At 45.6% G+C, this 26,389-nt stretch carries 28 protein-coding genes and 2 riboswitches; of the genes, 24 read left to right on the forward strand and 4 right to left on the reverse strand.

What is annotated here, in order from left to right; translation table 11 throughout:
* The first annotated feature begins 101 nt into the window (after positions 1–101).
* The 4 genes from G6R30_RS02075 to G6R30_RS02090 all read left to right on the forward strand — a co-directional run bounded on the left by G6R30_RS02075 (position 102) and on the right by G6R30_RS02090 (position 4,564).
* Positions 102–878, forward strand: coding sequence for a pyrroline-5-carboxylate reductase family protein (locus G6R30_RS02075; RefSeq protein ID WP_213820992.1), 777 nt, complete (start codon positions 102–104; stop codon positions 876–878).
* Positions 879–961: 83 nt separating this feature from the next.
* Positions 962–1,432: a PH domain-containing protein gene (locus G6R30_RS02080; RefSeq protein ID WP_213820994.1), complete on the forward strand. Its 471-nt coding sequence runs from the start codon at positions 962–964 to the stop codon at positions 1,430–1,432.
* Positions 1,422–2,942 (forward strand): PH domain-containing protein, encoded by a 1,521-nt coding sequence (locus G6R30_RS02085; protein ID WP_213820996.1) that lies wholly within the window; start codon positions 1,422–1,424, stop codon positions 2,940–2,942. The genes G6R30_RS02080 and G6R30_RS02085 overlap by 11 nt, the downstream gene beginning before the upstream one ends.
* A gap of 275 nt (positions 2,943–3,217) precedes the next feature.
* A complete protein-coding gene (locus tag G6R30_RS02090; protein ID WP_213820998.1) occupies positions 3,218–4,564 on the forward strand; it encodes an MFS transporter in 1,347 nt (448 codons plus the stop codon).
* Between the two features lie 30 nt (positions 4,565–4,594).
* On the opposite strand, the gene G6R30_RS02095 is transcribed toward G6R30_RS02090, so the two are convergent.
* Positions 4,595–5,035 (reverse strand): MarR family winged helix-turn-helix transcriptional regulator, encoded by a 441-nt coding sequence (locus tag G6R30_RS02095; RefSeq protein WP_213821000.1) that lies wholly within the window; start codon positions 5,033–5,035, stop codon positions 4,595–4,597.
* Between the two features lie 128 nt (positions 5,036–5,163).
* Positions 5,164–5,253, forward strand: a riboswitch (TPP riboswitch).
* A 94-nt stretch (positions 5,254–5,347) separates the two neighbouring features.
* Here G6R30_RS02095 and G6R30_RS02100 point away from each other — a divergent pair.
* From G6R30_RS02100 to G6R30_RS02135, 8 genes are all read left to right on the forward strand, one after another.
* Complete coding sequence (locus tag G6R30_RS02100; RefSeq protein ID WP_213821002.1) at positions 5,348–5,914, forward strand: ECF transporter S component; 567 nt, start codon at positions 5,348–5,350, stop codon at positions 5,912–5,914.
* Positions 5,915–5,923: 9 nt separating this feature from the next.
* The gene (locus G6R30_RS02105; protein WP_213821004.1) at positions 5,924–7,318 is read left to right on the forward strand and encodes an ABC transporter ATP-binding protein; all 1,395 of its coding nucleotides are present in this window, start codon (positions 5,924–5,926) and stop codon (positions 7,316–7,318) included.
* Positions 7,315–7,980 carry an energy-coupling factor transporter transmembrane component T family protein gene (locus G6R30_RS02110; protein ID WP_213821006.1) on the forward strand — a complete coding sequence of 222 codons (666 nt, stop codon included), beginning with the start codon at positions 7,315–7,317 and terminating at the stop codon, positions 7,978–7,980. The genes G6R30_RS02105 and G6R30_RS02110 overlap by 4 nt, the downstream gene beginning before the upstream one ends.
* Positions 7,981–8,098: 118 nt before the next feature.
* The gene (locus G6R30_RS02115) at positions 8,099–8,404 is read left to right on the forward strand and encodes a hypothetical protein (protein WP_213821008.1); all 306 of its coding nucleotides are present in this window, start codon (positions 8,099–8,101) and stop codon (positions 8,402–8,404) included.
* Complete coding sequence (gene thiD, locus G6R30_RS06295; protein WP_213821010.1) at positions 8,401–9,870, forward strand: bifunctional hydroxymethylpyrimidine kinase/phosphomethylpyrimidine kinase; 1,470 nt, start codon at positions 8,401–8,403, stop codon at positions 9,868–9,870. The genes G6R30_RS02115 and thiD overlap by 4 nt, the downstream gene beginning before the upstream one ends.
* Complete coding sequence (locus G6R30_RS06255; RefSeq protein WP_213821012.1) at positions 9,867–10,226, forward strand: hydroxyethylthiazole kinase; 360 nt, start codon at positions 9,867–9,869, stop codon at positions 10,224–10,226. The genes thiD and G6R30_RS06255 overlap by 4 nt, the downstream gene beginning before the upstream one ends.
* Positions 10,198–10,665 carry a hydroxyethylthiazole kinase gene (locus tag G6R30_RS06260; RefSeq protein ID WP_213821014.1) on the forward strand — a complete coding sequence of 156 codons (468 nt, stop codon included), beginning with the start codon at positions 10,198–10,200 and terminating at the stop codon, positions 10,663–10,665. Before G6R30_RS06255 ends, G6R30_RS06260 begins: the two co-directional genes overlap by 29 nt.
* 69 nt (positions 10,666–10,734) lie before the next feature.
* Positions 10,735–11,127 (forward strand): tautomerase family protein, encoded by a 393-nt coding sequence (locus tag G6R30_RS02135; RefSeq protein ID WP_213821016.1) that lies wholly within the window; start codon positions 10,735–10,737, stop codon positions 11,125–11,127.
* 46 nt (positions 11,128–11,173) lie between these two features.
* Here G6R30_RS02135 and G6R30_RS02140 read toward each other — a convergent pair whose 3' ends face one another.
* Entirely contained in the window at positions 11,174–12,859 is a 1,686-nt protein-coding gene (locus G6R30_RS02140) for a glycoside hydrolase family 13 protein (protein WP_213821018.1), read from the reverse strand.
* Positions 12,860–12,950: 91 nt separating this feature from the next.
* Complete coding sequence (locus tag G6R30_RS02145; RefSeq protein WP_213821020.1) at positions 12,951–14,294, reverse strand: MFS transporter; 1,344 nt, start codon at positions 14,292–14,294, stop codon at positions 12,951–12,953.
* A gap of 256 nt (positions 14,295–14,550) precedes the next feature.
* On the opposite strand from G6R30_RS02145, the gene G6R30_RS02150 reads away from it, so the two are divergent.
* The 11 genes from G6R30_RS02150 (at position 14,551) to G6R30_RS02200 (ending at position 25,069) form a co-directional block, all read left to right on the forward strand.
* Positions 14,551–15,408, forward strand: coding sequence for an alpha/beta hydrolase (locus G6R30_RS02150; RefSeq protein ID WP_213821022.1), 858 nt, complete (start codon positions 14,551–14,553; stop codon positions 15,406–15,408).
* Between the two features lie 119 nt (positions 15,409–15,527).
* Positions 15,528–16,250: an ABC transporter ATP-binding protein gene (locus tag G6R30_RS02155; protein ID WP_213821024.1), complete on the forward strand. Its 723-nt coding sequence runs from the start codon at positions 15,528–15,530 to the stop codon at positions 16,248–16,250.
* Positions 16,247–17,344: an ABC transporter permease gene (locus G6R30_RS02160; RefSeq protein ID WP_213821026.1), complete on the forward strand. Its 1,098-nt coding sequence runs from the start codon at positions 16,247–16,249 to the stop codon at positions 17,342–17,344. The genes G6R30_RS02155 and G6R30_RS02160 overlap by 4 nt, the downstream gene beginning before the upstream one ends.
* A gap of 33 nt (positions 17,345–17,377) precedes the next feature.
* Positions 17,378–18,025 carry a TetR/AcrR family transcriptional regulator gene (locus tag G6R30_RS02165; RefSeq protein WP_213821028.1) on the forward strand — a complete coding sequence of 216 codons (648 nt, stop codon included), beginning with the start codon at positions 17,378–17,380 and terminating at the stop codon, positions 18,023–18,025.
* A 65-nt stretch (positions 18,026–18,090) separates the two neighbouring features.
* A riboswitch (TPP riboswitch) is annotated at positions 18,091–18,188 on the forward strand.
* A 75-nt stretch (positions 18,189–18,263) separates the two neighbouring features.
* Positions 18,264–18,833: an energy-coupled thiamine transporter ThiT gene (thiT, locus tag G6R30_RS02170; protein WP_213821030.1), complete on the forward strand. Its 570-nt coding sequence runs from the start codon at positions 18,264–18,266 to the stop codon at positions 18,831–18,833.
* Positions 18,834–19,122: 289 nt separating this feature from the next.
* Complete coding sequence (gene brnQ / locus G6R30_RS02175) at positions 19,123–20,460, forward strand: branched-chain amino acid transport system II carrier protein (RefSeq protein ID WP_213821031.1); 1,338 nt, start codon at positions 19,123–19,125, stop codon at positions 20,458–20,460.
* Between the two features lie 259 nt (positions 20,461–20,719).
* On the forward strand, positions 20,720–22,063 hold the full coding sequence (brnQ, locus tag G6R30_RS02180; protein WP_213821033.1) for a branched-chain amino acid transport system II carrier protein: 1,344 nt from the start codon (positions 20,720–20,722) through the stop codon (positions 22,061–22,063).
* A 153-nt stretch (positions 22,064–22,216) separates the two neighbouring features.
* Positions 22,217–23,056 (forward strand): DUF1129 domain-containing protein, encoded by an 840-nt coding sequence (locus G6R30_RS02185; RefSeq protein ID WP_213821035.1) that lies wholly within the window; start codon positions 22,217–22,219, stop codon positions 23,054–23,056.
* A 187-nt stretch (positions 23,057–23,243) separates the two neighbouring features.
* A complete protein-coding gene (locus G6R30_RS02190; RefSeq protein ID WP_213821036.1) occupies positions 23,244–23,561 on the forward strand; it encodes a carboxymuconolactone decarboxylase family protein in 318 nt (105 codons plus the stop codon).
* 2 nt (positions 23,562–23,563) lie between these two features.
* Positions 23,564–23,968, forward strand: coding sequence for a cupin domain-containing protein (locus G6R30_RS02195; RefSeq protein ID WP_213821038.1), 405 nt, complete (start codon positions 23,564–23,566; stop codon positions 23,966–23,968).
* A 69-nt stretch (positions 23,969–24,037) separates the two neighbouring features.
* Positions 24,038–25,069, forward strand: a complete 1,032-nt coding sequence (locus tag G6R30_RS02200) for a zinc-binding dehydrogenase (RefSeq protein ID WP_213821040.1) — start codon at positions 24,038–24,040, stop codon at positions 25,067–25,069.
* A 32-nt stretch (positions 25,070–25,101) separates the two neighbouring features.
* On the opposite strand, the gene G6R30_RS02205 is transcribed toward G6R30_RS02200, so the two are convergent.
* Positions 25,102–25,539, reverse strand: a complete 438-nt coding sequence (locus tag G6R30_RS02205) for a MerR family transcriptional regulator (protein ID WP_420798108.1) — start codon at positions 25,537–25,539, stop codon at positions 25,102–25,104.
* Positions 25,540–25,626: 87 nt separating this feature from the next.
* On the opposite strand from G6R30_RS02205, the gene G6R30_RS02210 reads away from it, so the two are divergent.
* On the forward strand, positions 25,627–26,379 hold the full coding sequence (locus G6R30_RS02210; RefSeq protein ID WP_213821042.1) for an SDR family oxidoreductase: 753 nt from the start codon (positions 25,627–25,629) through the stop codon (positions 26,377–26,379).
* Positions 26,380–26,389: the final 10 nt, after the last annotated feature.

The raw sequence follows: 26,389 nt of genomic DNA on the forward strand, positions 1-26,389 counted from the left end.
AATAGAGTCGATGGCCTGCTGGTCATCGACTTTTTTACTGTTTGCCTTAGTCAATCAGGCATTTATGCTAAAATAATAACAAGAAATTCTTTTGGAGGTACATGATGAAGGTTGGTGTTGTTGGATTAGGACATATGGGGACCGCTCTTGTACAAGGGATGCTACGTCAGGATTTATTGGCTGATTTAACGGTAGTTGCCAAGACGTCAAATGCCAAAAAGGCGCAGGCATTGGGCATTGACTCCTTTACTGAACAAAAGGACTTTGTCGCAGCCGACCTCGACTTGCTGATGTTAACGGTTCCGGCTAAGGCGACGGTTTCGGTCCTTGCGGACTTAGTTGCCGCGGGACTACCTGCCAAGACCGTTGTCCTTTCTGCAGCAGCCGCCGTTTCATCGGCTTCGTTAAAAACCGTGGCACCACAGAATGCCATTTATCCCTTTATTCCCAATATTCCAGTCGCTGTTAATGCAGGAACCATCGCCCTTGCGCTTTCTGAAGCAGGGGAGGAGGAAGAGACGACTTTGGTAAAGGGACTCTTAGAGAGCTTGGGAGACGTCTTAATCGTCAAAGAGGAACAATTAAGCATCGCCGGAGTAGTTGGCGGCTGTTCACCAGCCTTCATTGACGTTTTGATGGATGCAATGGAAGATGCCGCGGTGTCGAAGGGCTTGGATCGTGAGAAAGCGGCCGGCTTGATCGCCTCGGTTGTTCGAGGAACAGCGGTGCTTGCACAAGAATCGGATCGCTCAACAGCGGACCTGAAGGGGCAGATTACATCGCCTGGTGGGACAACCATTCAGGGTGTTCTAGCACTTGATGAACACGGTTTCCGACATGCCGTCCATGCGGCTATTTTGGCTGCTGACAAGGGATAATAGATAAGTGCACTTATAATTTTTAAAGAAAAGTGATCGTGTAGTGGCGCTTTATTTGTGTGAATTAGAAAGAGATAATAAGGATGAAGAACTTACCCAAGCAAATGAAAACCGTCTGGTATGTGATGGAGGTCATTTCGGCCCTGACCCTCGCTGCTATCTTGGCCGCCTTGAATTGGCTTTTGCCGCTCTTTTTCAAGTGGACGATGCCAAAGTGGTTGATGAGCCTGCTCGTGATTTTGGCCCTGCTGGCGGTTGTGTTTGGCTTTTTTCTTGTCCACTACCGCTATGCGGTCTACCACTACCGCGTAAACGAGCACAGCGTTGAAATTCAGAAGGGCTTTTTCTTTCGTCGTTTAATCGCCATCCCCATTGACCGTATTCAAAACGTCGATTTGGATCAGGGCCCATTGCTGCAACTCTTCCACCTTCAAAAAGTCGTCTTGGTCACCGGTGGTTCCCACCACGAAGTCGAGGCACTCTTAACAGAAGAAGCACAGGCTTTTAAAGATCGCGTGATGCTTTTGGCTAAGGAGGCGCGCCGTGAAGCCTAGACATTTTCACGTACTCGCTTTTATCGAGCAGCTGGTGTTGGATGGTAAGACCCTGATCCTTGCCGTGATTTCGATGTTGGCTTTTTTACATCTTACATGGTGGCAGTGGCTCATTGCCGCTTTTTTCTGGGCAGGCTTTGAAATCCTTGATTTTGCTAAGCAGCGCTACTGGTTGACGGAAAACGAGTTGGTTCTGACCTCAGGAATTATTCATAAACATTGGCGGCACTTGCCCTACGATAAAATACAAAACATTCACCGGTCTCAGTGGTTTTTCCTAAAACCCTTCCGTTTGGAAAAAATCTCCGTTGATTCTGCTGGTCATGGTGGGGAACGGTCCAATCAAATCAAATTACCAGTGATTCCTAATTGGTTGACTTGGGTATTGGAACAAAAGCATCAAAATCCTACTCAATCACTGGATGATTTGCGGCAGATTGTGGCGGTTGCTGACGAAAAGAAGCGCTATGACTTTGATCAGTTGGCAAAAGAAGTGCAACCACACGCCATGTTTCAGTCGGCTGCGGATGCGAACGAAGAGCCGAAGAAACGTGCTTTCCGAGCCTCGACTTTTTCGCTTTTCCTGTACGCGATTACGGCACCAGAAGTGCTTTTGCAGTTTGCCCTGGTTTTTGGTTTGATTTCGCGGATTGATCATAATGGGGAACTTTATTCCAAGATTTTCTCAGAAATGACGGCCCTTGGCATTGTCATCGTGATTGCGCTTGTGTTAGCTTTCTTGCTGCTCCTCTTTATCTTCAACATTATCAAAACCGTGATTTTGTACTACGGCTTTACTGTGAAAAAAGAGGGCCATCACCTGCACATTCAACGTGGACTCTTCGAGGTTCGCTCACTGTCACTTTCAGAAAGTCGTATCCAAAGCCTGCAGATTGAACAAAATATATGGCGAAACTTACTGGGATTGGCCACCGTTCGTTTACGAATCATCACGGATCGAAATGGCGATGATGAAGTGGCCAAGCGCTTACCAACGTTATTACCACTGGTCAAAATGAAAACCGCCGCTTCCGTTGCTCATCGCTTTTTACCAGAGCTGGTGGCGCCTAAAAACCTACACATTCACTCCAAGGACTGGTATCAATCGTTAACAATGGGCCGTAACGGGCTTCTCTGGTTGTGGTTATTACTGGGCTGGACCCTGTATTTTTTTTGCAATCCGATAACTGTTCTCCTCGCTATTTTGTTGTCAGCGCTGGTGTTTGCTGCTGGTTTCTACAAGGGAAAGGTGACGGGAACGACCACCATTTTGGATGGTCGGGTGCTCGTCATGCAGACGGCCCACTTGTTTGATAAGAAAACGGTCTATGTGCCATGGAATCGTATTCAATCGATGACGCTTTCGCAATCCTTTTGGCTTTCCTTATCAAATCAACGGGCTCATCTGATGGTTCTGATTCGCTCGGATAATGATGTTTCTTCTGTTGAATGCCGTTATTTGCCCTTAAAAGAGGCCAAAGCCATTTATCAGGAGTATCAAAGAAAATAATTTTTTTAAAAAGAATCGAGAATCTACCCTAAAAAATTCTTACTTTTTGATCCTTTTAGCAATTTCATACTTAATAAAAATTAAATGATAATGCTTACATTTAATAAATATCGGTCATTTAGGCGGAAATATGTTTGACAATTTTTAAAATACTATCTAAAATTTAATTAGGGTTAAGGGTGAAAGGCCCTTCAGCATTTAGGGGCTATCAGCCGGTCAGCAATCCAATCGACCAGCCCAAGCCTCTTTCGACTATCAGAAATGAGGAAAAAATTATGTTTGCATGGAAGAAGACTGTTCAGCAGTCAGTCAGGGGCGGGCAGTTGGCCGCCTACAAGCGTCGTCAAATCGGTGTATTACTGGCAACGTCCTTTTCGTACATCGGTTATTACATTATTCGTTTGGTCTTTACGACCGAGCAGGTACACATTATGAAGGCCTATGGCTTTGATCTGGGCCAAATTGGTCTTATCCTATCGACCTTTGGTTTGGGCTACGGAATCGCCAAGATTTTCATGGGCGCCCTCGTTGATCGCTTGAATGCCCGCTGGTTTTTGGCCATTGGCCTCTACTTATCGGCTTTCTTCAACTTGCTGATTGGGTTTACACAGAATTTCTTTGTGATTTTGCTTTTGATGTTATTGATTGCGGTGACACAATCGATGGGGGCACCGGCCTGTCAGCGGCAAATTTCCCTTTGGTTTTCAAAGAAGCACCGCGGCTCCATCTTTTCGATTTGGGCCTCTGCCCATAATGCCGGTGCTTTCCTCTGTGTCGCATCGATTCAAGTCGCGACTTTTCTATTTGCTGGTTCCTTAACCATGGTTTTCGTTGTTGCTTCTTTCGTTTCCGCAACGATTGCCACACTGATGCTGCTCATTAACACCGATACGCCAGAGAGTGTGGGCTTGCCTGATATTGGCACGTTGACGGGCTACGTGGAGGTCGATGGGCAGGGAAGAGTACGAGCAAGTCAGCAGACCCGGCCGAATTTTGGTGAAATTTTCTTGCACAGCATCTTGTTGAATCGTGTGGTTTGGTTAGTGACCCTGACTTCGATGTCGATTTACATCGTTCGTTATGGCATCTTGTCATGGATCCCTTCTTACCTGCCAACAAAGGGATTTTCTGTCACTTGGGCCAAGTGGTTTGTTGGTATCTTTGAATTGTCGGCCGTGCCAGGTGTGATTGCGTTGGGCGCCTTGTCCGACCTGTTAAACGGCCGCCGGGCACTCATCTGCTTGATTTCTTCAATTGGCATGCTCGCATGCTTGGTCCTTTACTTTACTTCAGAGAACCAGCTGCTTTTGGTGATCGTTCTCTTCTTGATGGGGACGTTGATCTATACGCCACTTTCACTCGTTGGATTAATGGTTAACGAAGCCGTTCCAAACTATGCACTGGGCCTGTCCACTGGCTTTATGGGCTTCTTTCAGTACATCTTTGGTGAAACGATTGCCACTGCTTTAATTGGGCTTTTGGTTAACCAGTATGGTTGGCAGATGGGCTCGAATGTCATTTATGCAGCTGCCGTTTTCGCCATCGCTTTGCTCATTGCCTTGGTTTATAAGGAAAAGCAATTACGTGCTGTGGAAGTGGCGGCCAACCAAACGAATCAATAAAGAAAAGAGCTAAGCGAAGGCTTAGCTCTTTTAATTGAAATCTTTTTTAACCGCTTGAATCAATGCTTGGCGGTTGGGATTTTGGTCTTTCCAGTAGTCTTTTTCAAAGTCATGCAAAAGGGCCAAGGCTTGGCTCAGTTGTTCTTGTCCATTTTCGTTAATCCGCAAAGCCTTTGTTCGCAGTTTTTTCTTACCAGGGAAGCGGTCAATCAAATCTTCCCGCGCAAGCTTTGTGATAATTGCAGAAGCTGTCATCGGATCGATGTTAGCTTTTTTTGCGACCATGACTTGTGTAATTTCTTCTTCTTCAAACGTGAGTGCCTGAAGGGCAGCCAACACTTGCACTTGTGGGTGTGTCAAATGAAGGGGACGTAATTGCCGCTTCATTTGGCGATGCCAGTCCGTATAGAGAGCAAAAAAGTCCTGCGAAGTCGATTCTTGGAAGGCGGTAATTAAATCTTTGGATGGCATGATTGGACTCCTTTTGTCCGATAAGTATACTTACAATATAAGATTTATTGATTTTATTTTCAAGTCATTTTAGAATAAAAACTTGTTTGTTTGCTAACTTCTTGCTATAGTTTGCTTGTATTTAATTGCATATAGAACTGGGGTACCGTTTTCGGTTGAGATAAGACCCATTGAACCTGTTGGTTAATACCAGCGTAGGGAGTTTCGCACAAGCTTTTTTGAGATCATTCGTGCTGGATTCCGTCCAAACGAGTGATTTTTTTATTGGCAAGTGTTGTCAATGGTTCCCCCTGACAAAAAAGGAGGATAAGCATGAAGAATACACAGTGGAAATTACGGGACGCCATTTTGTTGGCATTGATTGGGATTATTTTCTCGGTCATCTATTTTTTGATGGACCCGCTGTATCAGATTATTTCAGGTGGCCTGACCGTGATTGGGTTGCAAGCCTTCGCCGGTGAACTAACCATCGGCGTTTGGATGATGGCTGGTCCCTTGGCTGCCTATCTTTTAAAGAAGCCAGGAACCGCATTGCTAGCTGAAATGATTGGTGCTGCTGGCGAAATGTTTCTCGGTGGCTATTGGGGAGCAGCGACTTTGATTTCTGGTATGGTTCAAGGAGCCGGATCAGAACTCGGATTTACGCTGACTGGCTATAAGAAAGGGTCAACTAGCCTCTGGCTATCGACTTTGACGGGGACGGTTGTTACCTTTGTTTGGCAGTTCTTCCATTCAGGATATGGTCATTATCACTTTGGAATGTTAGTTGTACTCTTTGTCGTCCGCTACCTTTCGATTTTCTTCTTCTCAGGTGTTTTGGTGAAGGGGATTGAAAAGCTATTAGACCGTTCAAAGTTCATGCAAACGCACACTGACTAGGAGGTTGTCATGCCACTTATGGTTAAAAATCTCTCGTTTTCCTATCGTGAAAAGCAGCTCTTCTCTGACTTTTCGATTAGCCTTGAGTCAGGAGACTTCGTCTTGTTAATGGGGCCATCGGGCTGTGGAAAGTCTTCTTTGCTAAAAACTTTGGCCGGTATTTACCCACAGTATGGTGGCAAAATTTCTGGTTCTTCTTCAATTAATGGCTGCCTTTTGGCAGAAGAAAAGGCCAATGATCGAGCCAAGCAAGTCGGATTACTTTTTCAAAATCCAAGAGAACAGTTTGTCATGCAAACCGTGGAAGAGGAATTTGCTTTTACCTTGGAAAATCTATCAGTTGACCCTAAACAGATGTCTGAAAAAATTGATGAGGTGTTAGAACGTGTGGGCCTTTCAGACTTTAGAAAGCGTTTGTTATCGGAACTGTCAGGTGGCGAACTACAAAAAGTCGCCCTTGCCGAGGTGCTCTTAACTGGAGCCAAGTATCTTTTGCTAGATGAACCATTTGCAGCAGTCGACCAAGCATCACGTGCGGACCTGCAGGGGCTTCTTGCATCACTTGCCAAGGAAGGTTATGCCATTTTGGTTTCTGATCACGATGACCATGGTTATCTAGATAAGATTACTGCCTTTTATTCTTTTGCTTCAGGTCACTTCGAACCAGTTGAGAAAGAACAGTGGCCAAAGAAGAAGGAAAGAAAAGAAGTTCGAATTCAAAAGAAGCAAAATCGTCCTGTTTTGTTTGATTTAAAAAATGTTGCGATTGAAAATGATCAGCGGCATTTGATTCATCAAGTAGAACTGGCAATTACTGCAGGTGAATGGACATTGGTGACGGGGCCCAATGGTTCTGGTAAATCGTCCTTTTTGAAAGTGCTCGCGCGACTTTTAAAGGCGGACGGGTCCATGACTTATCTTGGACATGACTTTTCTAAGTGGAAGAAAAAGGATTACTATCGTCAGGTGACCATGCTCTTCCAGAATTCACTGGATCAGTTTATAAACATAACGGTGGAAGAAGAGATTCAGCAGGTTCGGCAACAGAGTTATCAAAAACTGTACTGGACGGATGAAAAAGTCTCAAAAGTCATTTCGACACTTGGATTGGATGGCCTTTCGAATCGTTCAGTTTACACGCTATCTGGTGGACAGCAAAAGAAGCTGCAGCTGTTGCTGATGGTGGTGATGGCAAGTCCAGTACTCTTATTGGATGAGCCACTTGCTGGTTTAGATAGCGAATCAGTTCGTGCCGTCTTAGCGCTAATGACAGAGGTAAAAGACAATCTGAACATCACGTTACTGGTGGTTTCACACCAGGTTGATCAACTCGCAAGTTTGGTGAATCGACACTTGACTCTTCAGAACGGAGAGTTTGTGGATGAGGAGGTCGTTGCCATATGATGAACGCCAGTCAACGTTTGTTTTTAGCACTTTTCCTTTCACTTGAAATCGTGCTGACAAATTCCCTGTCCTTTAATTTGATCTTGCTGCTTTGCTTTAATGCGTTGGTCATTTATCGAAAAATTGCATGGAAACGTTATGGCACTTACTGGTTGGTTGCCATCATTCCAAGTTTTGGATCCTTTTGGTCCTTTTATCTCTATGCACAGGGAGACTTAGCCATGCGATTACACACCGGCCTTGTTATGGGATCACGTGTTATCGTCTTAATCTTCCTTGGTGCTTGGCTGGTAAACGGGACAAAGGAAGCGGTTTTACTTCAATCACTTCAGCAAAATCTGCATTTATCAAACACCTTTATTTATGGAATGCTTGCTGCTTTGAACTTTATGCCACGGTTCAAACAGGCCTTTCAAAATATCCAAGCGGCCAGCCAAATGCGTGGGGTGACCCTTCGCTGGTATCAGCCGACCTTATATTTTAAAGCTCTGATTCAAGCCATCCAATGGTCTGAATCGCTGGCGATGGCCATGACGGCTCACGGCTTTCAAGAAGGAGCAAAGCGAAGTGCTTATCAGCAGTATCCATTTAAGAAAATTGGCTTTTACTGGATTGCGCTCATTGCAATAGTAAGTGTTGCAATGAGCTATTTACCATATTAGTTTTCAAAACAAAATCACGACTGGGGTGCCTTGTGCTGAGATTATACCCATTGAACCGGAAACCGTTAGAACGGCCGTCGGGAGTAGTCTGAGTACAAATGCTCATTTTAGAATGCTCTTGGCACAGCCAGGGGCGTTTTTAATTACAGAAATTCAAGAAGAGGAAAAGAAAATGATTTTTATTGAACAGTTTAAGAAAATTATGCAGGATGCTATGCCAACCTTTTTGGGTAATCCTTACTATCCATGGTTTGACTTTTATAAGAAAACGGATGGACAACTGACCGTTGATTTCATGAAAGTTCTGGAAGAACAAGCTGAACAAGTCAGTGAAGAGGAACAGACGCGTGGGTTAACTGCTTTTTACCAAAGCGTTCAGTTTGAAAATGATTTCTTTGCACAGTCAATCGAGGAAAAAGCATGAGTGAGAAAAGACAGTATCCAACGGTTTTGACTATAGCTGGTTCTGATTCTGGTGGTGGGGCAGGATTGCAAGCCGATATGAAGACGATGCAAGCCTTTGAAGTCTTTTCAACCTGCGTTGTTGTTGGACTTACTGCACAAAACACACTCGGTGTGCAGGGAGCTTACCCAGCTGATGAATCGGTCGTACGGGCTCAGTTTGAGTCGATCATGGCTGACTTTGAAATTCGGGCAGCTAAGACCGGTGCGCTTTTTGATGAACGACGGGTTAAAGAAGTAGCTAAAAACGTTTCGCGGTATAAGATTAAGAACTTGGTTGTCGATCCAGTCATGGTGGCCAAAGGTGGTGCGCCGCTTCTTGACGAAGATGGCGTCAGGACAATGAAGGAGGATTTGCTCAAGCGAGCATTACTTGTAACGCCAAACATTCCCGAAGCCGAACTTCTGTCGGGAATGTCGATTGGGAACTTGGAAGAGATGAAAAAGGCAGCGTCGAAGATCCAAGCCCTCGGTGTGCCCAATGTACTGGTTAAGGGTGGTCATCTTGCCGGAGAGAAAGTATACAATTTTGCTTTATTAGGCTCTGAAACTTTCGTGTTAACAGGTGAAAAAGTCAATACGGCACGCAAGCATGGAACGGGTGATACACTCTCTGCAGCCATCATTTCTTTATTGGCTAAAGGCTGTTCCTTGAAATCAGCGATTATTGCTGCTAATGACTATATGAATGCTATCTTACCTCAACCATTGTTTACTGGCCATGGCCATGGTTCGCTCAACCATGGCCTTTGGAAGAATCCTGAAAAAGTGCGTGAGTCATTGACAGGGGAATCACTGAGTCGGCAATTGGTCATTGGACTAGGGAATGTTCAATATGATGAACAGAAGCTTTTAGGCCTTGTCGAAGAAGCCTGCCAGGCGGGGATGACTGTCGTTCAGTATCGCGAAAAAGGGGAGAAGCGAGTTGACTTTGAAAAGCGCCTTGAAATTGCTAGAAAGCTAAAAGGACTTTGTGCAGCATATGGGGTTCTCCTCTTTATTGATGATGACGTGGACTTAGCGATTTTATCAAAGGCGGACGGGGTGCATGTCGGACAAGACGATACTTCTGTTGAAGCGATTGTAGAAAGAGCTCCTGAGCTTTTAATTGGCTTGTCGATTTCAACTATGCAGGAATTAGAAAAGAGTAAAAAAGACTTAGCACAGATTACCTATATCGGCGTCGGGCCAGTTTACGAGACGACAACGAAAACCGATGCTAAGCCAGCAATTGGCTTGGAAGGCTTGAAAGCCATCAAGAATCAAGTCAAGGTGCCGGTCATTGCCATTGGTGGAATCAACGAAGAGAATGCAGTAGCTGTTTATTCAGCTGGTGCGGATGGCCTGGCAGTCATCTCAGCGATTACTAATAGTGATCATTTAATCGAAACTGTCAAAAAATTAATTAAACATGGAGAAGCAACATGAGCATTTTAGAAGATATTCAAACAAAGCCCGCCATGGTGATCATGAACGGTAATCACGTAACTGAACAGCTGGTGGCCGATGTGATTTCATACCTAGGCGGTTCACCGCTGATTGCGGAGGATTACCAAGATGATGCCAATTTAGTGCCACTTTCTGCTGCGATTGACTTGAACATGGGCACCATTACCAAATCTAGTCATCAGCGCCTTATTCAGCTTGGCCAAACGGCCAACCAACATGGTAAACCAATTGTCTTTGATCCAGTAGGGGTAGGAGCATCTCCTTTAAGGAAGGCGCAGGCAAGGGAAACTTTTAGAGAAAGTTTCAATGCAAGTGATTCGAGGCAACTTGAGTGAAATTGCTGCATTATTGACTGGTGAGCAGTCTCATCTTGGAATTGATTCAACCAGTGAAGCTGATAGTGTGAAAACAGCTTTAAAATTTGCTGCGCAATCGAAGGCCTGGGTCGTTATTTCAGGAAAAGTCGACACTATTAGAGATGGCCAACAAGTTTTTCAAATTACCAATGGTCATCCGTTTTTAGCAAAAAACGTTGGAATGGGGGATGCTTTGGATGGTATTTTAGCTCTTGGATTAGCACATTGTACGATGATTGAGGAATTGGTAAAGGTGGCAGCAATTCTTCCGGTTGCTGCAGACTTAGTTATGGAAGAAGATAAGGTTCAAGGACCAGCTTCTTTCAAGATGGCATTGATGGATAAACTGACCAATTTATCTGATCAGGAGTTATTGGACTTTGCCCATATCCGAAAAGTAGAGCTAGCGCGTTCATAAAATTTTATGTTTGCCCAATCGTACTTGTGATAACCTAGAGTTAATTAGGAAAATCAAAAGGAGCACACCATGCCATTAATGAAAATCGATATGATTAAGGGTCAATACAAGCCTGAAGAAATCAAGAATTTGATGCAATTGTCCTTTGACGTTGCCAAGGAAACATTGTCTTTGCCAGACCGTGACCGCTTCCAAATTGTGACGCAGCACGAAGACTACGAATTGAACTTCCAAGACGTTGGGTTGGGTTACGAACGAACAGCCAAGGCGTTGTTCTTTACGATTTTGTCGACGCCACGACCAATGCCAGCTAAGAAGGCTTTTACTAAGCAATTGGTTGCCGTATTGGAAGAAAAGGCAGGGGTTCGTCCAGAAGACGTCATCATCTCATTTGTCACCAACCATGCCGAAGACTGGTCCTTCGGTAAGGGAAAGAACCACTTCTTGAATGGAGAATTGTAAGAGTATATAAAAAGCCACTCAGTGATAAGCTGAGCGGCTTTTTTTCTTACTTATTAATTCGGTAAACCTTTGATTCGTAAGGGCGAAGATCCTTGCCCGCGTCGTCCTTGTAGTTAGAGATGAGCAGTTCGGCATCTTCCGGTACGTTATAGTCACGAACAATGGCATCTTCTGCAAATGAGTTGATGACCAAAAGTTCTTCGTCATCAAGGACACGCTTGTAGGCGTAGACTTCGTCATCATTCAAGTCGAGCACTTCGTAGTGACCAGTTGTCACGATATCTAAATCATGTCGGAATTGAATCAGCTTTTGGTAGTGGTAGAAGATGGAACCTTCATCAGCCAAAGCCTGGTCAACGTTGATTTTGTCAAAGTTGTCGTTTAGCTTCAACCAAGGTGTTCCAGTTGTAAATCCGGCGTTTTCACCATCCGTCCACTGCATTGGCGTACGAGCGTTGTCACGACCCTTGTAGTGAACGTAGCGAAGCATCGTATCATCATCCAAGAGACCATCGCGTTGTACGAGGTACTTGCGGGCATTCTTGATTTCGATATCGTCGTAGTCGTCCCAGCCAAAGTTGTTGGCGTTGGTCATTCCAATTTCTTCACCCTGGTAGATGTATGGCGTACCTTGCATAAAGTGAAGCATCGTTGCCAGCATCTTGGCGGACTTAACTCGGAATTCAGGAGCATCAGAACCAAAGCGAGAAACAGCACGTGACTGGTCGTGGTTTTGCCAGTAGAGTGAGTTCCAGGCAACGTTTTCAAGCTCGTTTTGCCACTTCGTCAAGTTGGCCTTCAACTTTGTCAAAGGAAGTGGGGCATCATCCCAACGTCCTAGTGCAGGGTTTGGATTGTTGTCCAGTTCCATGTGCTCGAACTGGAAGACCATGTTCAGCTCGGAACCGTCCTTTGCTGCATAACGCTTGGCGTTTTCGATATCAACGTTGGAAGCTTCTCCAACCGTCATGATATCGGCGTTGTTCAAGACTTTTTCACGCATTTCATGAATGTATTCGTGAATGTGTGGGCCGTTTGCGACCATGTCGTTTGAGTTGGCGAAGTGAGCATCCTTTGAAACAGGTCCATCAGGCAAGCCTTCAGGCTTTGACAAAAGGGAGATCACGTCCATGCGGAAACCGTCGATTCCCTTGTCGACCCAGCGGTTCATCATGTCAAAGACGGACTGACGAACTTCAGGATTTTCCCAGTTCAAATCAGGCTGACCTTCGGCAAAGAGGTGCAGGTAGTACTGACCAGTCGTCTCGTCAAACTTCCAAGTTGAACCTGAGAAGAATGATCCCCAGTTATTTGGTTCATGACCATCAACTGGATCACGCCAAATATAAAAGTCGCGCTTGTCGCTGTCCTTTGAAGAACGTGATTCGATGAACCACTTGTGTTCTGAAGACGAGTGGTTGACCACCAAGTCCATGACAATCTTAATGCCACGGGCGTGTGCTTCACCCAAAAGCGTTTCGAATTCTTCCATCGTACCGAATTCGGGGTTGATGGCCTCGTAGTCAGAGATGTCGTAACCGTTGTCGGCGTTTGGTGTTGCGTAAATTGGGTTTAGCCAGATCACATCGGCACCCAGCTTCTTGACGTAGTCCAAGCGGGAAATGATTCCCTTCAAGTCACCAATACCGTCCTGGTTGGCGTCTTGGAAGGAGCGGGGGTAGATTTGGTAAACGACGGCTTTTTGCCACCATTTAATTTGATTTTCAGTCATGAATAAATCCTCCATTACTTGATGAATTTTCGGCTTTGTTCTAAGGCAATTGCTTGCCATTATATCGGAGATTTGACTTGAGGTCTACCGCTTAGTGCTCGTCTTTGACCAACCAAATCGTCAAGGATCCGATGGTAAAGAAAATGGCACAGAGGTAAAACATGTTGGCCATGGAACCGCCAAGGGCTGGCAGAATGAAAAAGGAAAGGGAAGAAGCGATCATCTGTGGGAGACAGATGAAGCAGTTGTAAAAGCCAAGTAGTGCGCCATTGTGTTGGCCATCTAAGGCATTGGTCAGAATGGTGAAGGGGATGGTGATGATGGCAATCCAAGCAATGCCAAAAAGAACGAAGGCGAGAATGGACAGTGCTTTGCTGTGACCGATGGCGATCAATAAAAAGCCAAAGGCGCCAAGCAATAAGGAAATGGTGTAGATAGGGCGACGAAGACGCTTCGTTAATTTGGTAAAGAGGAGGCCAAAGATAATGGCGACGGCGCAGTAAATGGCCTGGAGCAGTCCGAACCAATTACCAGCCGCTTGATAGGCCGCCGACGTCGGATTCTTGGTCTGCCAAATTTGTTCAGCTAGGGCACCGGTTGAGTAAGTCCACATATAAGGAATTGCCATCCAAACAAAGAAAGCGGCAAGACCGAGCCACCAAAAGACGGTTGGTGCGCTTTTTAAGTTGGCCCAAAAAGTTCTTTTTTCTGACTTGGCATCCGGTGCTTTTTCGTGGAAGATCGCCATTTCTTTTGGGCTGTACTCCTTAACCGTTTGAATGGTGAAGAGGGTCGAAAGGCCCAAAATGAGCGCTGCTAAGTAAAAAGAAACACGGACGGAGACGGGAACCTCTCCGACTTTTGCGGTGTTTGCAAAACCGACGGCCGTTAAGAGAAAGGGTGCACCAAAGGCGGTTAAGGCCCCCAATGAACCCCAAACGTTTTGCAGGGACCAGAGGGTTTGGGCCTGTTTCTCATTGGCCATGTCTGGAATGATCATTTTAAAGGGCTGTTGCGCCACGTTACAGGCAAGATCGATAAACAAAACGGTCACGGCCGCAAAAATCAGGGCTGCTGTTGACCCATAGCCAAAGCCAAAGGAACCAGCGTTGGGTAATAGGAACATAACGACCATGGCAACCAGGCTCCCTAAAATCAAGTAGGGAAGGCGGCGGCCAAAGCGGGGATGCCAAGTCTTATCTGAAAAATAGCCGACTAAGGGCTGTGTGATTAAACCAGCTAGTGGGGGAAGAATAAAGAAGAAACCTAATCGGTTTGGGTCGGCCCCGACGGTTTGAAAGATTCGCCCCATCGTACCGGTTTGCATGGCAAAGGCGATTTGTGTGCCAAAGTAGCCAAAGGTCATTAAGAAGATTTGCTTTTGGGAGAGCGTCGGTAAATGATTTTTCGACGGGTTTGTTTTTTCTTTTGTCATGATTCACCTCATGGATTGTTACGACGAAATGTCTGCTTGGTACAGGCTTAAGGTAAGCGCTTTCTTTTCACAAGGCAAGGAGAAGGAACGATTACCGGAAAAAATTGTCCTAACTGGTAGTTAAGAGACATTTATGACTGTAATGCCCCATTGAAAAGCAACAAAATCACGGGGAACATCCTCATAGCTGTCACAAACGGCTTTTTGCTAAAAGGGTTATAATGAACAGTAGAGAAAGTAGAAAAAGAGGTTTTTCATGAAAAAACACAGTCATTTAATGACCATTCTGATCCTTGTTTTCCTTGCGTTGATTGCTTATGCAGTCTTTGAGTCGCTTTCTGCCCACCAGCAAGCACCCAACAATAAGGCGCAGGTGTCAGGCAAGACGGCGACCGTTTTCTTTCATGGCTACGGCTCATCTCGAAACGCCGAGAAATCAATGGCGCAGTATCTTGTTGACAATGGCTATTCCAACCGACGGATGGATGTGACGGTCTCTGAGGATGGCGAAGTAACCATGGGCCGGCAGATTACCGAAAAAGACAAGAATCCCTTGATTTTGGTTCAATTTAATCAAAATAAGAACCAGGACTTTGATAAAACGGCTGATTGGGTGAAGACCATTATGACCAATCTGAAAAAAGAGGGGGTCGATCAAGTCAACCTTGTCGGCCATTCAATGGGAAACATGGCCATTGCTTACTATCTGATGAAAACGGCCAAGGCGGATGATCAAACGCTGCCCGTTGTTAAAAAGCAGATTGACCTTGCCGGAACCTATAACGGCTTAATGGTCTCGGAAAAAGAATCCAATAGTGCGCTTTATGACAACGGCCAACCGATGACAGCAAGTGCTTACTTTAACCGCCTCTTACCACTAAGAGACTATTATCAAAGTCACGCGATCCAGGTACTCAACATTTACGGGAATTCCCAGGGATCCGGACAAAACGATACAACGGTTTACAACAATTCCTCGAAGTCGTTGAAGTATTTTGTTCAACAACCGTCAACTTATCAAGAAAAGTTGATTACGGGTGCTGATGGCCAGCATTCAAAGCTGCATGAAAATAAAGAAGTCGATGCGGCCATGCTCGCCTTTTTAACAAAGTAACCATCAAGAAGACGGACGTTGTGCCGTCTTTTTTTTTATTGTTTTTATTGACAAATAAAAAAGTCGGTGTATATTAGTGAGTGACTAATCACTCACTTTAATTAAAAAAGGAGTCCATTATGGAAAAAATTATCTCATTGGAAAAGGTGGCCAAGTCATTCGGCAAATTAAAAGTCTTAAAAGACGTTGACCTTTCCCTCGGCCGAGGTGAGATCCTTGGCTTGCTCGGCCCTTCTGGTGCGGGAAAATCAACGGTTATTAACGTGACGCTTGGTGTTGAAAAGGCGGATGCTGGAACAGCTTACGTTTTTGGTGAAGTTATGCCACAGCGCCAGTTGCTGGGGAAGATGGGTTACATGGCGCAATCCGATGCGCTATACGAATCGTTGACTGCTCGTGCCAACTTAAAGTTCTTTGCTGAAATGCACGGTATTTCAAAAGAAGGGCTTGATGAGGAAATCAATCGTGTCGCCGAAGTCGTTTCCCTCGGCAAAGCACTTGATCAATATGTTTTTGGCTTTTCGGGTGGAATGAAGCGGCGGCTCTCATTGGCCATTGCGCTTTTGGGCAACCCACTTTTACTTGTTTTGGATGAACCGACCGTCGGGATTGATCCAGCCCTCCGTCGACAAATTTGGGCGGAACTTCATAAGATGAAAGAGGAGGGCCACGCCATCTTAGTCACGACACACGTGATGGATGAAGCAGAACTCGTTGACCGTGTCGCACTCTTGATGGGTGGACACGTGATTGCCAATGATGCACCGAAGAAGCTCGAAGCACAATACGGGGTGCCAAGCATTGAAGATGTCTTCTTAAAGGCAGAGGAGGAACTGTCATGACAAGAACACTGGCGATTGCCAAACGAATTTTGATGGAAATGATGCGAGATAAGCGGACCTTGGCCTTGATGTTTTTGGCCCCCGTCTTGATTTTGTCGCTCTTGAACTACGTCTTTACCATTAATTCGACACCATCAGTTGAAATTGGAACCGTCCGCGTTGAGCAGGTTGTTTCAGATAGCCTGAACCAAACAAGTCATGTTCAAACAAAAAACTATGTTTCGGAAAAGAAGGCGAAAGTGGCTTTAAAGGACAAGAAAGTCGATGCTGTCTTAACCCAAACCGGTGAGAATCAGTATCAAATCCGTTATGCCAATACCGATGCCTCAAAGACGGCCATGGTTCGCCAGGCTGTCAATGGTACTTTTACCAAGAACAAAGTCGCCGCGATGACTAAACAAAACGTTACCTTAGCGGCACAAAATGGCCAGCAAGCAGCGGCACAAAGCAGTGTCTTCTTATCTGAAAAGTATAATTACGGTGATCAGGACACGAGCTTCTTTGATACGATTATGCCAATCTTCATGGGCTTCTTCGTCTTCATGTTTGTCTTCTTAATATCGGGTATTTCATTGCTTAAAGAACGGACAAAGGGGACCTTATCACGCTTGCTAGCAACACCGGTTCGTCGTTCAGAGATTGTCTTTGGGTACATGCTGTCTTATGCCTTGATTGCGGTTCTACAGACAGCCGTCATCGTCACCTTTACCATTACGCTCTTACACGTTGAAGTGCTTGGGTCAGTTTGGCTTTTGTTCCTGATTAATGTCTTGTTGGCTATGGTGGCACTGGCACTTGGTTTGCTGGTTTCGACTTTGGCAGCATCGGAATTCCAAATGATCCAGTTTATTCCAATCGTTGTTGTGCCACAGATGATTTTCTCTGGCATCATTCCCTTTGATTCGATGGCCTCTTGGGCCCAGGCAATTGGTAACATCTTGCCAATGAAGTATGCAGCCGATGCCATGAATGCCGTTGTTTTGCAGGGGCAAGGCCTTTCAGCCATTCTTTGGCCAATCTTTGCCCTTGTTTTCTTCTTGGTTGCCTTAACGGGTCTGAACATCTTTGGCTTGCGTCGTTATCGTAAGGTATAATTAAAAGACAATATTTAAAAAAGGATCGTTATTATGGATCAAATCGTACAGGACTTTTTAGCCTTAACGAATGATAAAAAAATGACACCCGCTCAAGTAAAGGTCTTGGGTGCCGCCATTCAATTGTTTGCCAACCAGGGTTATGCCAGCACCTCGACGGCTTCAGTCGCAAAGGAAGCCGGCGTGAGTCAAGCGGTTATTTTTAAATACTTTAGCAACAAGGAAGGCTTGCTTGAACAAATTTTAGCCATTGCCAGTGAAAATCTTTTGCCCCAGTATGGGGAACACTTCATTCAAAAATTAAATCAAGAAGCGGGGAAGAACTCCTTTGAACAATTGATTGCCTTTGCTTTGAAGGATCGCTTTGAATTTATTTGCGCCAATGGCAATGTCTTGACCATCTTGTTTTCACAAGTGATGGTCGATGATCAGCTAATCGCGCGTCTGCAAACCGTATTCTTAGATAAATTTCAGTCGCTGACTCAAATCCTTGAAAAAGTCGCCGGTCCAAAGGCAACTTTGTCAGGCGTTGACATCCTTCGCTTGGTGGGCTCACAACTTCTTCTTCTCTTCTTGGAAACCCAACGGCTCCACCTGAAAATGTCCGAGGAAGCAGTCGAACAGCGTATCCTGGCTATGACAGACGTAATTGTCAATGCTGTTTACCAGCATTCAGATTAAAGTCTTGAAAAAAGTCCTTGTCAAAGTCAGTTCAGACTGGCTATAATAAAGGCAACAAATTAATAACGTCCGTTTAGGGGTGCTCATTTGAGCTGAGAGGCGTAAGCCGACTCTTCGAACCTGTTGTGTTAACGCACGCGTAGGGAAAACAGAAAAGACAAACAACGTTTCGTTCGCTTTTGCTGTTCCGGAACGTTGTTTTTTTGTGGTCCAGCATGCAGATAAAAGGAGAGAAAACATGCAGAACACAAAGTCGCAAAACTTACGATTCATCACCGAAGTGGCGCTTTTCACCGCCTTATCAGTGGTCTTGAGCTTCTGGTCACTGCGCCTCTGGGGCGAAGGAGGGTCGATTTCATTCCAGATGGTGCCCACTATGATCATTGCTTACCGCTATGGCTATAAGGGCGGCTTAACCGTGGGCTTCCTCTTTGGTATGATCAAGCTTATCTTAGGGGCCTATATTTTAACGCCTGTTCAGGCCTTTATGGATTATCCCTTGGCCTTTACCGTAGTTGGGTTCACTGCGCTGACAGTGCCAATGGTCAAAAAGGCCTTTACAGCAAAAAAGCTGGGCCTTGCTGGGCTTTGGTTAACGATTGGCGTCTTCATCGGCTCCTTCTTGCGCTTCCTTGCCCACCTCTTGTCAGCCGTTATTTTCTTTGGCCAGTATGCACCAAAGGGGGAAAGCGTTTGGCTTTATTCGATTTTCTATAATGGTTCCTACATGTTGCCATCCTTTATTGCTTCGGCCGTTGTGCTGTTGATCATCGCTCGGGTTTATCCAAAAATGGTGACGGTTGCCTAAGCTTTGCTCATTGTCCCAACACTTGGATGGTCTTACTTGACAGGGAACTCTCATTTTGCTTTAATAAGATTATCAAATGAAATGAGAAAGACCATGAACAAGAATTTGACTTTGAATTTAGCCGTCGTCGTCAGCGTCGTTATCCACTAGGATAGGGAGCTGATTTTTGGCCTGCCTATCCAAATCATGGATGGGCAGCTGAGCGAGTCAAATGACAAAGCCGGTTGCTTCTGCAGCCGGCTTTTTGTTTGGTCAAATGTCGTCAAGTTTATGGATGAGGAGTTTTCGGATGGAAGAAAAACGAGCGAGTAAAAAAGACTTATTATTGATCACGTCACTGATTTTCGGCCTCTTTTTTGGGGCGGGGAACTTGATTTTCCCGGTCCAATTAGGGCAGTTAGCTGGTGGCCATGTTTGGCAAGCCGTTGCAGGATTTCTGCTAACGGGGGCCATCCTGCCATTCTTGGCGATGCTTGGGATGGCCTTAACCAAATCAACGTCGGTTTTTGATATTGCAAAACCCGTTGCTCCCTGGTTTGCGACCGTGATGGTCATTGCGGTTCATTTCTCCCTTGGACCATTATTTGCGACGCCTCGTACGGCGGCCACGGCCTTTGCCATGGGCCTGGCACCCTTAGTTCCGGCAGGCTATCAACAGTTGGCCATGGTGATTTTCTCAGCACTCTTCTTCTGGCTGGTTTATCGACTGACGATGCAAGAATCCAACCTCATGAAGTGGGTCGGTCAGTACCTCAATCCCATTTTCTTGATTTTGATTGCAGTTATCTTGTTACTGGCGCTCATTTTCCCGATGGGGAGTTTGCAGCAGCCAGTGACGGGTGCCTATCAATCGGCGGCGACTTTTCAAGGGATTTTAGAGGGCTATAACACGATGGATTGTTTGGCCCTGTTGGCCTTTGCGGTTTCGGTTGTTTACGCCGTTCAAAACATGGGCTTTTCTGAAAATCAGGTACCCAAACTTCTGGCAAAGTCAGGCCTTTTCGCTATTTTGCTCGAGTCTTTCATCTATGTGGCCACAGCCTTGCTTGGTGTTTCTTCACTGGGCATCCTAAAAGTGGCAGACAACGGGGGAACGGCGCTATCCGCCATTATCGTGCACTACACGGGTAATGTCGGCATTATTTTGACTGGTGTTATTGTGACCTTAGCCGTCATCACAACGGCCATGGGCCTCTCGGCTTCTTTTTCACAGGATTTACACCGGGTATTCCCAAAAATTTCTTATAAGACTTGGCTGCGAGTGATTACCATTGGTTCCTTTATCACGGCTAACGCCGGCTTAACAAAGATCATTGCCTTTTCGACGCCTGCTCTGATGGTCATTTATCCCTTTGCTTTGGCCCTGACCATTCTGGCCGTGTTAAACAAGTGGGTAAAGCAATCGTCCCTGATGTACCGGTCGGTGGTGGGCTTCATTGCCATTCCTGCCTTCTTAGATGGGCTTTTAGCTTCGCCACTTAAAGAAACGAATGGGGTAGCGGCCGTGGCTAGTGTTTATCACGGTCTAATTCCATTGGCTGCCCAAGGATTTGGTTGGGTAGTGCCAGCGATTATTGGCGCCATGGTCGCCACTTTGATTGCCTGGATTCAAAAGAAAAAAGATTGAAATGTTGACATTATTTTCTCATCATGTTTTAATAAAGTTATCAAATTAAGTGAGTAAGCAAATGACCCATTCATTCCAAAACAACCAAGCCATTATTATCAGCATTATTATTCCATAGGGATAGGTGCTGATCTTTTGGGCTGCCTATCCATCATCGGGTAGGCGGCTGAGTGAATGTGTTTGAAACCAGCTGCGAATTTCGTAGCTGGTTTTTTTATTGGCGAAAACTTATGCTGACAAAAATAAAGGAGTTTTTCAAATGGAAAAGCAAAAATTATCAACGAAGCAACTCTTGTTAGTCGCTTCGCTCATCTTCGGCATGTTCTTTGGTGCCGGTAACCTGATCTTTCCGGTCCAACTTGGACAGCTTTCTGGTCATAACTGGCTGCCAGCCGTTCTTGGCTTCCTATTAACGGGAGCACTCTTACCATTTTTGGCAATGCTTGCGGTGTCACTGACTGATTCAAAGTCGGTCTACGATATTGCCAAGCCGGTCGCTCCCTGGTTTGGAACGGTTGTGCTGGTCGCCATCCACTTTACCATCGGCCCTCTTTTTGGTACGCCACGTACGGCGGCAACGGCTTTTGCCATGGGGGTTGCCCCCTTGTTGCCAGCAGCTGATCAACAGCTCGCCATGCTGGTCTTTTCGGCCTTGTTCTTTGGGCTTGCCTACCTTTTGACGGTCAAGCAATCCAACTTGATGAAATGGGTCGGCAAGTATCTGAATCCAATCTTTTTGGCCTTGCTGGCGCTGGTACTAGTGCTCGCCTTGGTCATGCCAATGGGGGATTTGAGCCAAAAGGTGGCTGCTTCCTATCAGCACCAACCTGCCTTCCAAGGGGTTTTGGATGGCTATAACACAATGGATGGCTTGGCTTTGCTAGCCTTGGCCGTTTCGGTTGTTTATGCGGTTCGAGCACTCGGTTTCACTGGCTCAAACGTTTCAAAAGTCTTGGCAAAGTCCGGTTTGGTCGCCATCGTGATGGAGTCGTTAATCTATGTCGCCACGGTCTTACTCGGTGTTTCATCCCTCGGAACCATGCAGGCGGCAGCGAATGGGGGAACGGCTTTTTCAGAAATCGTGACTCATTACGCTGGTAATGTCGGCGTTTTGGCAACTAGTGTTATCGTGACCCTGGCTGTCTTTACAACGGCTATGGGGCTCTTCGTTTCCTTTGCCCAAGATTTGCACCGTGTCTTTCCAAAGGTTTCTTACCTCTGGTGGTTGCGTGTCATCGCACTTGGTTCCTTTGTAACGGCCAATGCCGGATTGACCAACATCATCGCCTGGTCAGCGCCAGTTTTGATGCTGCTTTATCCTTTTGCTTTGGCTTTGACGCTGCTTGGTGTTGCCAACAAGTGGGTGAAGCAAGACGCCTTGATGTATCGATGGGTCATGGCTGCGGTAACAGTACCCGCTTTCTTGGATGCTTTGGCCGCTTCACCATTGGCTAGCCAAGCTTGGGCTGCAAACGTGGTCAAGGGCTACACGTCACACCTGCCGTTAGCTGCAGAAGGTTTCGGATGGGTCTTGCCAGCATTGGTTGGTCTTGTTTTGGCACTGCTGTGGAAGTTCTTGAAGAAAGAAGAGTTTGGTAAGTAAGTTCACTTATAAGTATTAGCTATAAAAGTCGTCTCCAAACAGGACGGCTTTTTTTCTGCCTTTGCTTTACAGAAGTGCCTGCTTTCGCTAAACTAAACAGAAGAAATAAAGAAGGTTGCTCTGCTGAAATCTTCTAGCAAAATGGGAAAACAAATGACTATCAACGAACTGATTGAACGCAACAACGAATTACGAGCTGGTCTGAGCGAAAAAAATCAAAAATTTTACGATGATTTTTTGCTTTACGCTCGCACCACTTCCTGGTTAAAGGATGAACAGGCAGTGGAGGAGCTTTTGTTAAAGAGCCTGCAGGACATTTTGAAGGCGCAAAAGAATGGCCAGTCGGCTGCCGACTACCTTGGTAAGAACCCGCAGGCGGCTGCTGCAGTCCTACTAAAAAAGCTGCCAATTCACTGGGAATCCTTTGCTAAACTGCTCTTTTACGTCTTTTTCGGTTATCTGGCCATCGCCTTCATTCCTGCCATCTCTGTTCCTGGCAAAGTCGTTGATCTCGGTGCCTACATGATGGCGGGCCTGTATTTAACCGTCGCTGCTTGTATCGTCGCTTGGACGATCGACGCTGCGGTTTATCGTTTCCAAAAAATAAGGGTGGCCAACTGGGCGAAGCTTGTCTTAAGCACTATAGCCGGAATCATTTTGGTTTTTCCTGCCTTTGCCATTTCTTTTTGGCTCAAAACCGCTCTTCGACTCTCGTTTGATGGTTGGGTGGGTATTGCAACCATTGTGCTGATATTGATTGTTTTAGCGATTTATCAAAAGAATGCCAGGACTAGTGAGGTCATTAATCGGCCAATTTATTACTACATTCTCTTTCAGGCAGTGATTGGGATTGGTAGCCGGTTGCCCTTTATGGAAGGCATGATGGCAACGAAACTTGGGAAGTTAGGTCTTGCGATCCTGCTCGGCTTTGGCTTGTTGATTTTTTGGTTAGTGTCATGGCGAGTGATTAAAAAGCTAAATGATCATGATTAATTATTAAAAAAACGAACATCGTTGGATGTTCGTTTTTTTATTTATATGAAAAGATAGGCTGCTGGTTATTGATATTAAATGTTCGTAGCAAGAAAAATGTATTTATTCTTGACCTCGAGTGCACTCGAGGGTTTAGACTGATATTGTTTTAGTTGAAAAAGAGTGGATTTTCATTAGAAGGCTGATGATGAGTGAAAAAGTAACGGCTGGACGCGATCGCTTGGGTAAGATTGCTCCTGACTTTGCCAGGTATAACGACGATGTTTTGTTTGGCGAGGTTTGGGCGGATGATACGTTGAGCCCCAAGACTCGTAGCATGGCGACGGTCTCAGCGCTTATGGCGATGGGTGCCTTTGAGCAGTTGGAGCACCACATGGGCCGTGCGAAAGAAAACGGCGTTAGCGAAAAAGAAATGGCAGCCTTGATTACTCAACTGGCCTTCTACACTGGTTGGCCAAAGGGTAGGTCTTCTTTTAATCTTTTGAAGAAAGTATATGGTGAATAAGTATGACAAAATTTAACGAATTGGAAAAAGGTGGCATCTTTGGCAAGGGCATTGCCAACCCCTATGGAAAATTTTTTGAGGGTGATACCTTTTTGAAGGCCCTAGCCACAAGCCCGGACGAAAAGGTTTCGGTTGGTACGGTGACCTTTGAGCCAGGTGCTCGAAATAACTGGCACATCCATCACGACGGGTACCAGATTCTACTGGTGACCGATGGTGAAGGTTGGTACCAGGAAGAAGGAAAAGCAGCCCAATCCTTAAAGCAGGGCGATGTCATCGTGACAAAAGACGGCATTAAGCACTGGCATGGAGCAAAGGCTGATTCCTGGTTTGAGCACATCGCCATTACCACAGGAACACCAGAATGGTTGGAACCCGTGAGTGATGAGGAATATTCGAAGTTGTAATTGGCTGTTGTTTTACAAGAGACAATGAAACGTCCATAATGGATATAAGAAAAGAAGGAGGCAGTATTCATGAAAGCAGCTGTTTTTGTTAAACCTGGACAGGTTGAGATGCAAGAAGTTGAAAAGCCAACGGTTCAAGGACCAAAGGATGCCGTGATTAAGACGGTTCGAGCATCCGTTTGTGGTTCCGATTTGTGGTTTTACCGTGGCATTTCAAAGCGCGAATCCGGTTCACAGGTTGGTCACGAAGCTATTGGAATCGTCGAAGAAGTTGGTTCGGAAGTGACAAATGTCAAGCTCGGTGACTTTGTCATCGCGCCATTTACCCACGGATGTGGTAAGTGTCAAGCTTGCTTGGCCGGCTTTGATGGCGACTGCCTGGATCCAAATAAGGGTGGTTCGACTGGTTACCAAGCCGAATACATCGGCTTTAAGAATGCCGATTGGGCCCTGGTTAAGATTCCTGGACAACCAGAAGATTATACGGACGATCAATTGAAGTCCTTCATGACTTTGTCAGACATTATGGCCACTGGTTACCACGCCGCAGCGACTGCCGAAGTGAAGGAAGGTGACACAGCTGTTGTCATGGGTGACGGAGCCGTTGGTTTGGCTGGTGTGATTTCAGCTAAGTTGCGTGGTGCCAAGCGAATCATCTTGATGTCTCGTCACGCTGATCGCCAAGCACTTGGTAAGGAATTTGGCGCAACGGATATCGTGGAAGAACGTGACCAAGCGGCCATTGACCACGTCATGGAATTGACTGGTGCTGGTGCCGACGCCGTTTTGGAGTGTGTCGGTTCTGAACAGGCGGTTGCCACTGCCGTTCAGTTAGGTCGTCCAGGTGCCGTTGTTGGTCGCGTGGGTATTCCACAAGACCCAATGATGAACACAAATAACCTATTCTGGAAGAACATTGGCCTACGTGGTGGTATTGCCGCCGTGACGACTTATGACCGCGAGCTTTTGTTGCAAGCTGTCTTGGATGGCCGGATTAACCCTGGAAAAGTCTTCACGAAGCAATTCGAATTGAAGGATATCCAAAAGGCCTATGAAGCAATGGACAAACGCGAAGCAATCAAGTCCTTGTTGGTCTTCTAAAGCACTAAAAAAAAGCGCCATCGGCGCTTTTTTTAATGTTCAAATGGAAAGTCTTCTTGGATTGCCTTTGGTAATTCATCGAAGGGGATGGCTCGAACTTCTTTCTCAGAACCGCGTTTCATTGCTTCATCATAATACCAACATTTATAGTTCAGTAGGTTCGAAACGCGTTTTAGTTCAGCCATTTGCTGTTCGACTTCGATTTTTTGTTGCTCAAAGAGCGCTTTCCGGTTGGCAAAAGTCTTTGCCCCTTCTGTCGTCCAATCCATAAATTGTCGGATTTCGAGAATGGAGAGGCCGGACTTTTTCAGACATTCAATCACCTCAAGGGCATTGATTTCTTGTTCAGAAAACTGTCGAATACCCGATGTTCGTTGTAAATCAGGGAACAATCCTTCCTTGTCATAGTAGCGAATCGTTGAAATCGACAGACCTGATTTCTTTGATACTTCACCAATAGTCATTTTCATGTCATTACCCCTTTACCTAAAGTCAACTTTAGGGTTTATTATAGATAATATTAACAGATTTAATGGAAAAAGAAACGAGATATTTTGATGGCAATTAAAAATAAAGTTGTGGTTATTATGGGGGCAACTTCCGGAATGGGCCGTGCAACGGCTCTGAAGTTAAATCAAGAAGGGGCAAAAGTCCTTATTTCCGGTCGACGGGAAGAACGCTTAGAAGAAATTGCGAAGGAAGTGGCTTATCCAGAAAACTTGAAGTACTTGGCTGCGGATGTTTCACAACCGCAAGAAGTGCAAGCGGTGATTGATCAGGCGATTGCGGACTTTGGTCGCGCCGATGTACTCTTTAATAACGCGGGTGTGATGCCACTTGGACAATTGTCAGATCCAAATTATGATATCTCGGTTTGGAAGCGTATCTTTGACACGAATTTGATTGGTGTACTAAACGGTATCAAGGCTGTGTTACCACAAATGCAAAAACAGCAGAGTGGCCTGGTTATTTCGACTTCTTCGGTTGTCGGACACGTCGTCATGCCTGCCGGGGCCGCCTACTCCGCATCAAAGTTTGGCGTGCGTGCCATTATGGAAACATTGCGGCAAGAAGAAAATCAGAACGGGATTCGTTCGGCCATCATTTCACCAGGTGAAACGAATACAGAACTAATTCATTCAATTGGTAACGACGCCATTGAAAAGAATTTATCTGAGTCATTCGGTAATGATGCGGATTACTCACTACGTGCAGAAGACATTGCAAACGCCGTTGCCTACATGGTCGATCAACCAGAACATGTGGATGTTAACGAGATGATTATTCGTCCACGGAAGCAAGAAATTTAAATTTCGATTG

It is taken from the genome of Fructobacillus parabroussonetiae (assembly GCF_018437265.1).
Lineage (GTDB): Bacteria > Bacillota > Bacilli > Lactobacillales > Lactobacillaceae > Fructobacillus > Fructobacillus parabroussonetiae.

Excerpts from the sequence above, each read along its gene's own strand:
- G6R30_RS02075 (WP_213820992.1), top strand. The coding sequence starts at position 102 with ATGATGAAGGTTGGTGTTGTTGGATTAGGACATATGGGGACCGCTCTT.
- G6R30_RS02080 (WP_213820994.1), top strand. The coding sequence starts at position 962 with ATGAAGAACTTACCCAAGCAAATGAAAACCGTCTGGTATGTGATGGAG.
- G6R30_RS02090 (WP_213820998.1), top strand. The coding sequence starts at position 3,218 with ATGTTTGCATGGAAGAAGACTGTTCAGCAGTCAGTCAGGGGCGGGCAG.
- G6R30_RS02095 (WP_213821000.1), bottom strand. The coding sequence starts at position 5,035 with ATGCCATCCAAAGATTTAATTACCGCCTTCCAAGAATCGACTTCGCAG.
- G6R30_RS02100 (WP_213821002.1), top strand. The coding sequence starts at position 5,348 with ATGAAGAATACACAGTGGAAATTACGGGACGCCATTTTGTTGGCATTG.
- G6R30_RS02105 (WP_213821004.1), top strand. The coding sequence starts at position 5,924 with ATGCCACTTATGGTTAAAAATCTCTCGTTTTCCTATCGTGAAAAGCAG.
- G6R30_RS02110 (WP_213821006.1), top strand. The coding sequence starts at position 7,315 with ATGATGAACGCCAGTCAACGTTTGTTTTTAGCACTTTTCCTTTCACTT.
- thiD (WP_213821010.1), top strand. The coding sequence starts at position 8,401 with ATGAGTGAGAAAAGACAGTATCCAACGGTTTTGACTATAGCTGGTTCT.
- G6R30_RS06255 (WP_213821012.1), top strand. The coding sequence starts at position 9,867 with ATGAGCATTTTAGAAGATATTCAAACAAAGCCCGCCATGGTGATCATG.
- G6R30_RS06260 (WP_213821014.1), top strand. The coding sequence starts at position 10,198 with ATGCAAGTGATTCGAGGCAACTTGAGTGAAATTGCTGCATTATTGACT.
- G6R30_RS02135 (WP_213821016.1), top strand. The coding sequence starts at position 10,735 with ATGCCATTAATGAAAATCGATATGATTAAGGGTCAATACAAGCCTGAA.
- G6R30_RS02140 (WP_213821018.1), bottom strand. The coding sequence starts at position 12,859 with ATGACTGAAAATCAAATTAAATGGTGGCAAAAAGCCGTCGTTTACCAA.
- G6R30_RS02145 (WP_213821020.1), bottom strand. The coding sequence starts at position 14,294 with ATGACAAAAGAAAAAACAAACCCGTCGAAAAATCATTTACCGACGCTC.
- G6R30_RS02150 (WP_213821022.1), top strand. The coding sequence starts at position 14,551 with ATGAAAAAACACAGTCATTTAATGACCATTCTGATCCTTGTTTTCCTT.
- G6R30_RS02155 (WP_213821024.1), top strand. The coding sequence starts at position 15,528 with ATGGAAAAAATTATCTCATTGGAAAAGGTGGCCAAGTCATTCGGCAAA.
- G6R30_RS02160 (WP_213821026.1), top strand. The coding sequence starts at position 16,247 with ATGACAAGAACACTGGCGATTGCCAAACGAATTTTGATGGAAATGATG.
- G6R30_RS02165 (WP_213821028.1), top strand. The coding sequence starts at position 17,378 with ATGGATCAAATCGTACAGGACTTTTTAGCCTTAACGAATGATAAAAAA.
- thiT (WP_213821030.1), top strand. The coding sequence starts at position 18,264 with ATGCAGAACACAAAGTCGCAAAACTTACGATTCATCACCGAAGTGGCG.
- brnQ (WP_213821031.1), top strand. The coding sequence starts at position 19,123 with ATGGAAGAAAAACGAGCGAGTAAAAAAGACTTATTATTGATCACGTCA.
- brnQ (WP_213821033.1), top strand. The coding sequence starts at position 20,720 with ATGGAAAAGCAAAAATTATCAACGAAGCAACTCTTGTTAGTCGCTTCG.
- G6R30_RS02185 (WP_213821035.1), top strand. The coding sequence starts at position 22,217 with ATGACTATCAACGAACTGATTGAACGCAACAACGAATTACGAGCTGGT.
- G6R30_RS02190 (WP_213821036.1), top strand. The coding sequence starts at position 23,244 with ATGAGTGAAAAAGTAACGGCTGGACGCGATCGCTTGGGTAAGATTGCT.
- G6R30_RS02195 (WP_213821038.1), top strand. The coding sequence starts at position 23,564 with ATGACAAAATTTAACGAATTGGAAAAAGGTGGCATCTTTGGCAAGGGC.
- G6R30_RS02200 (WP_213821040.1), top strand. The coding sequence starts at position 24,038 with ATGAAAGCAGCTGTTTTTGTTAAACCTGGACAGGTTGAGATGCAAGAA.
- G6R30_RS02205 (WP_420798108.1), bottom strand. The coding sequence starts at position 25,539 with ATGAAAATGACTATTGGTGAAGTATCAAAGAAATCAGGTCTGTCGATT.
- G6R30_RS02210 (WP_213821042.1), top strand. The coding sequence starts at position 25,627 with ATGGCAATTAAAAATAAAGTTGTGGTTATTATGGGGGCAACTTCCGGA.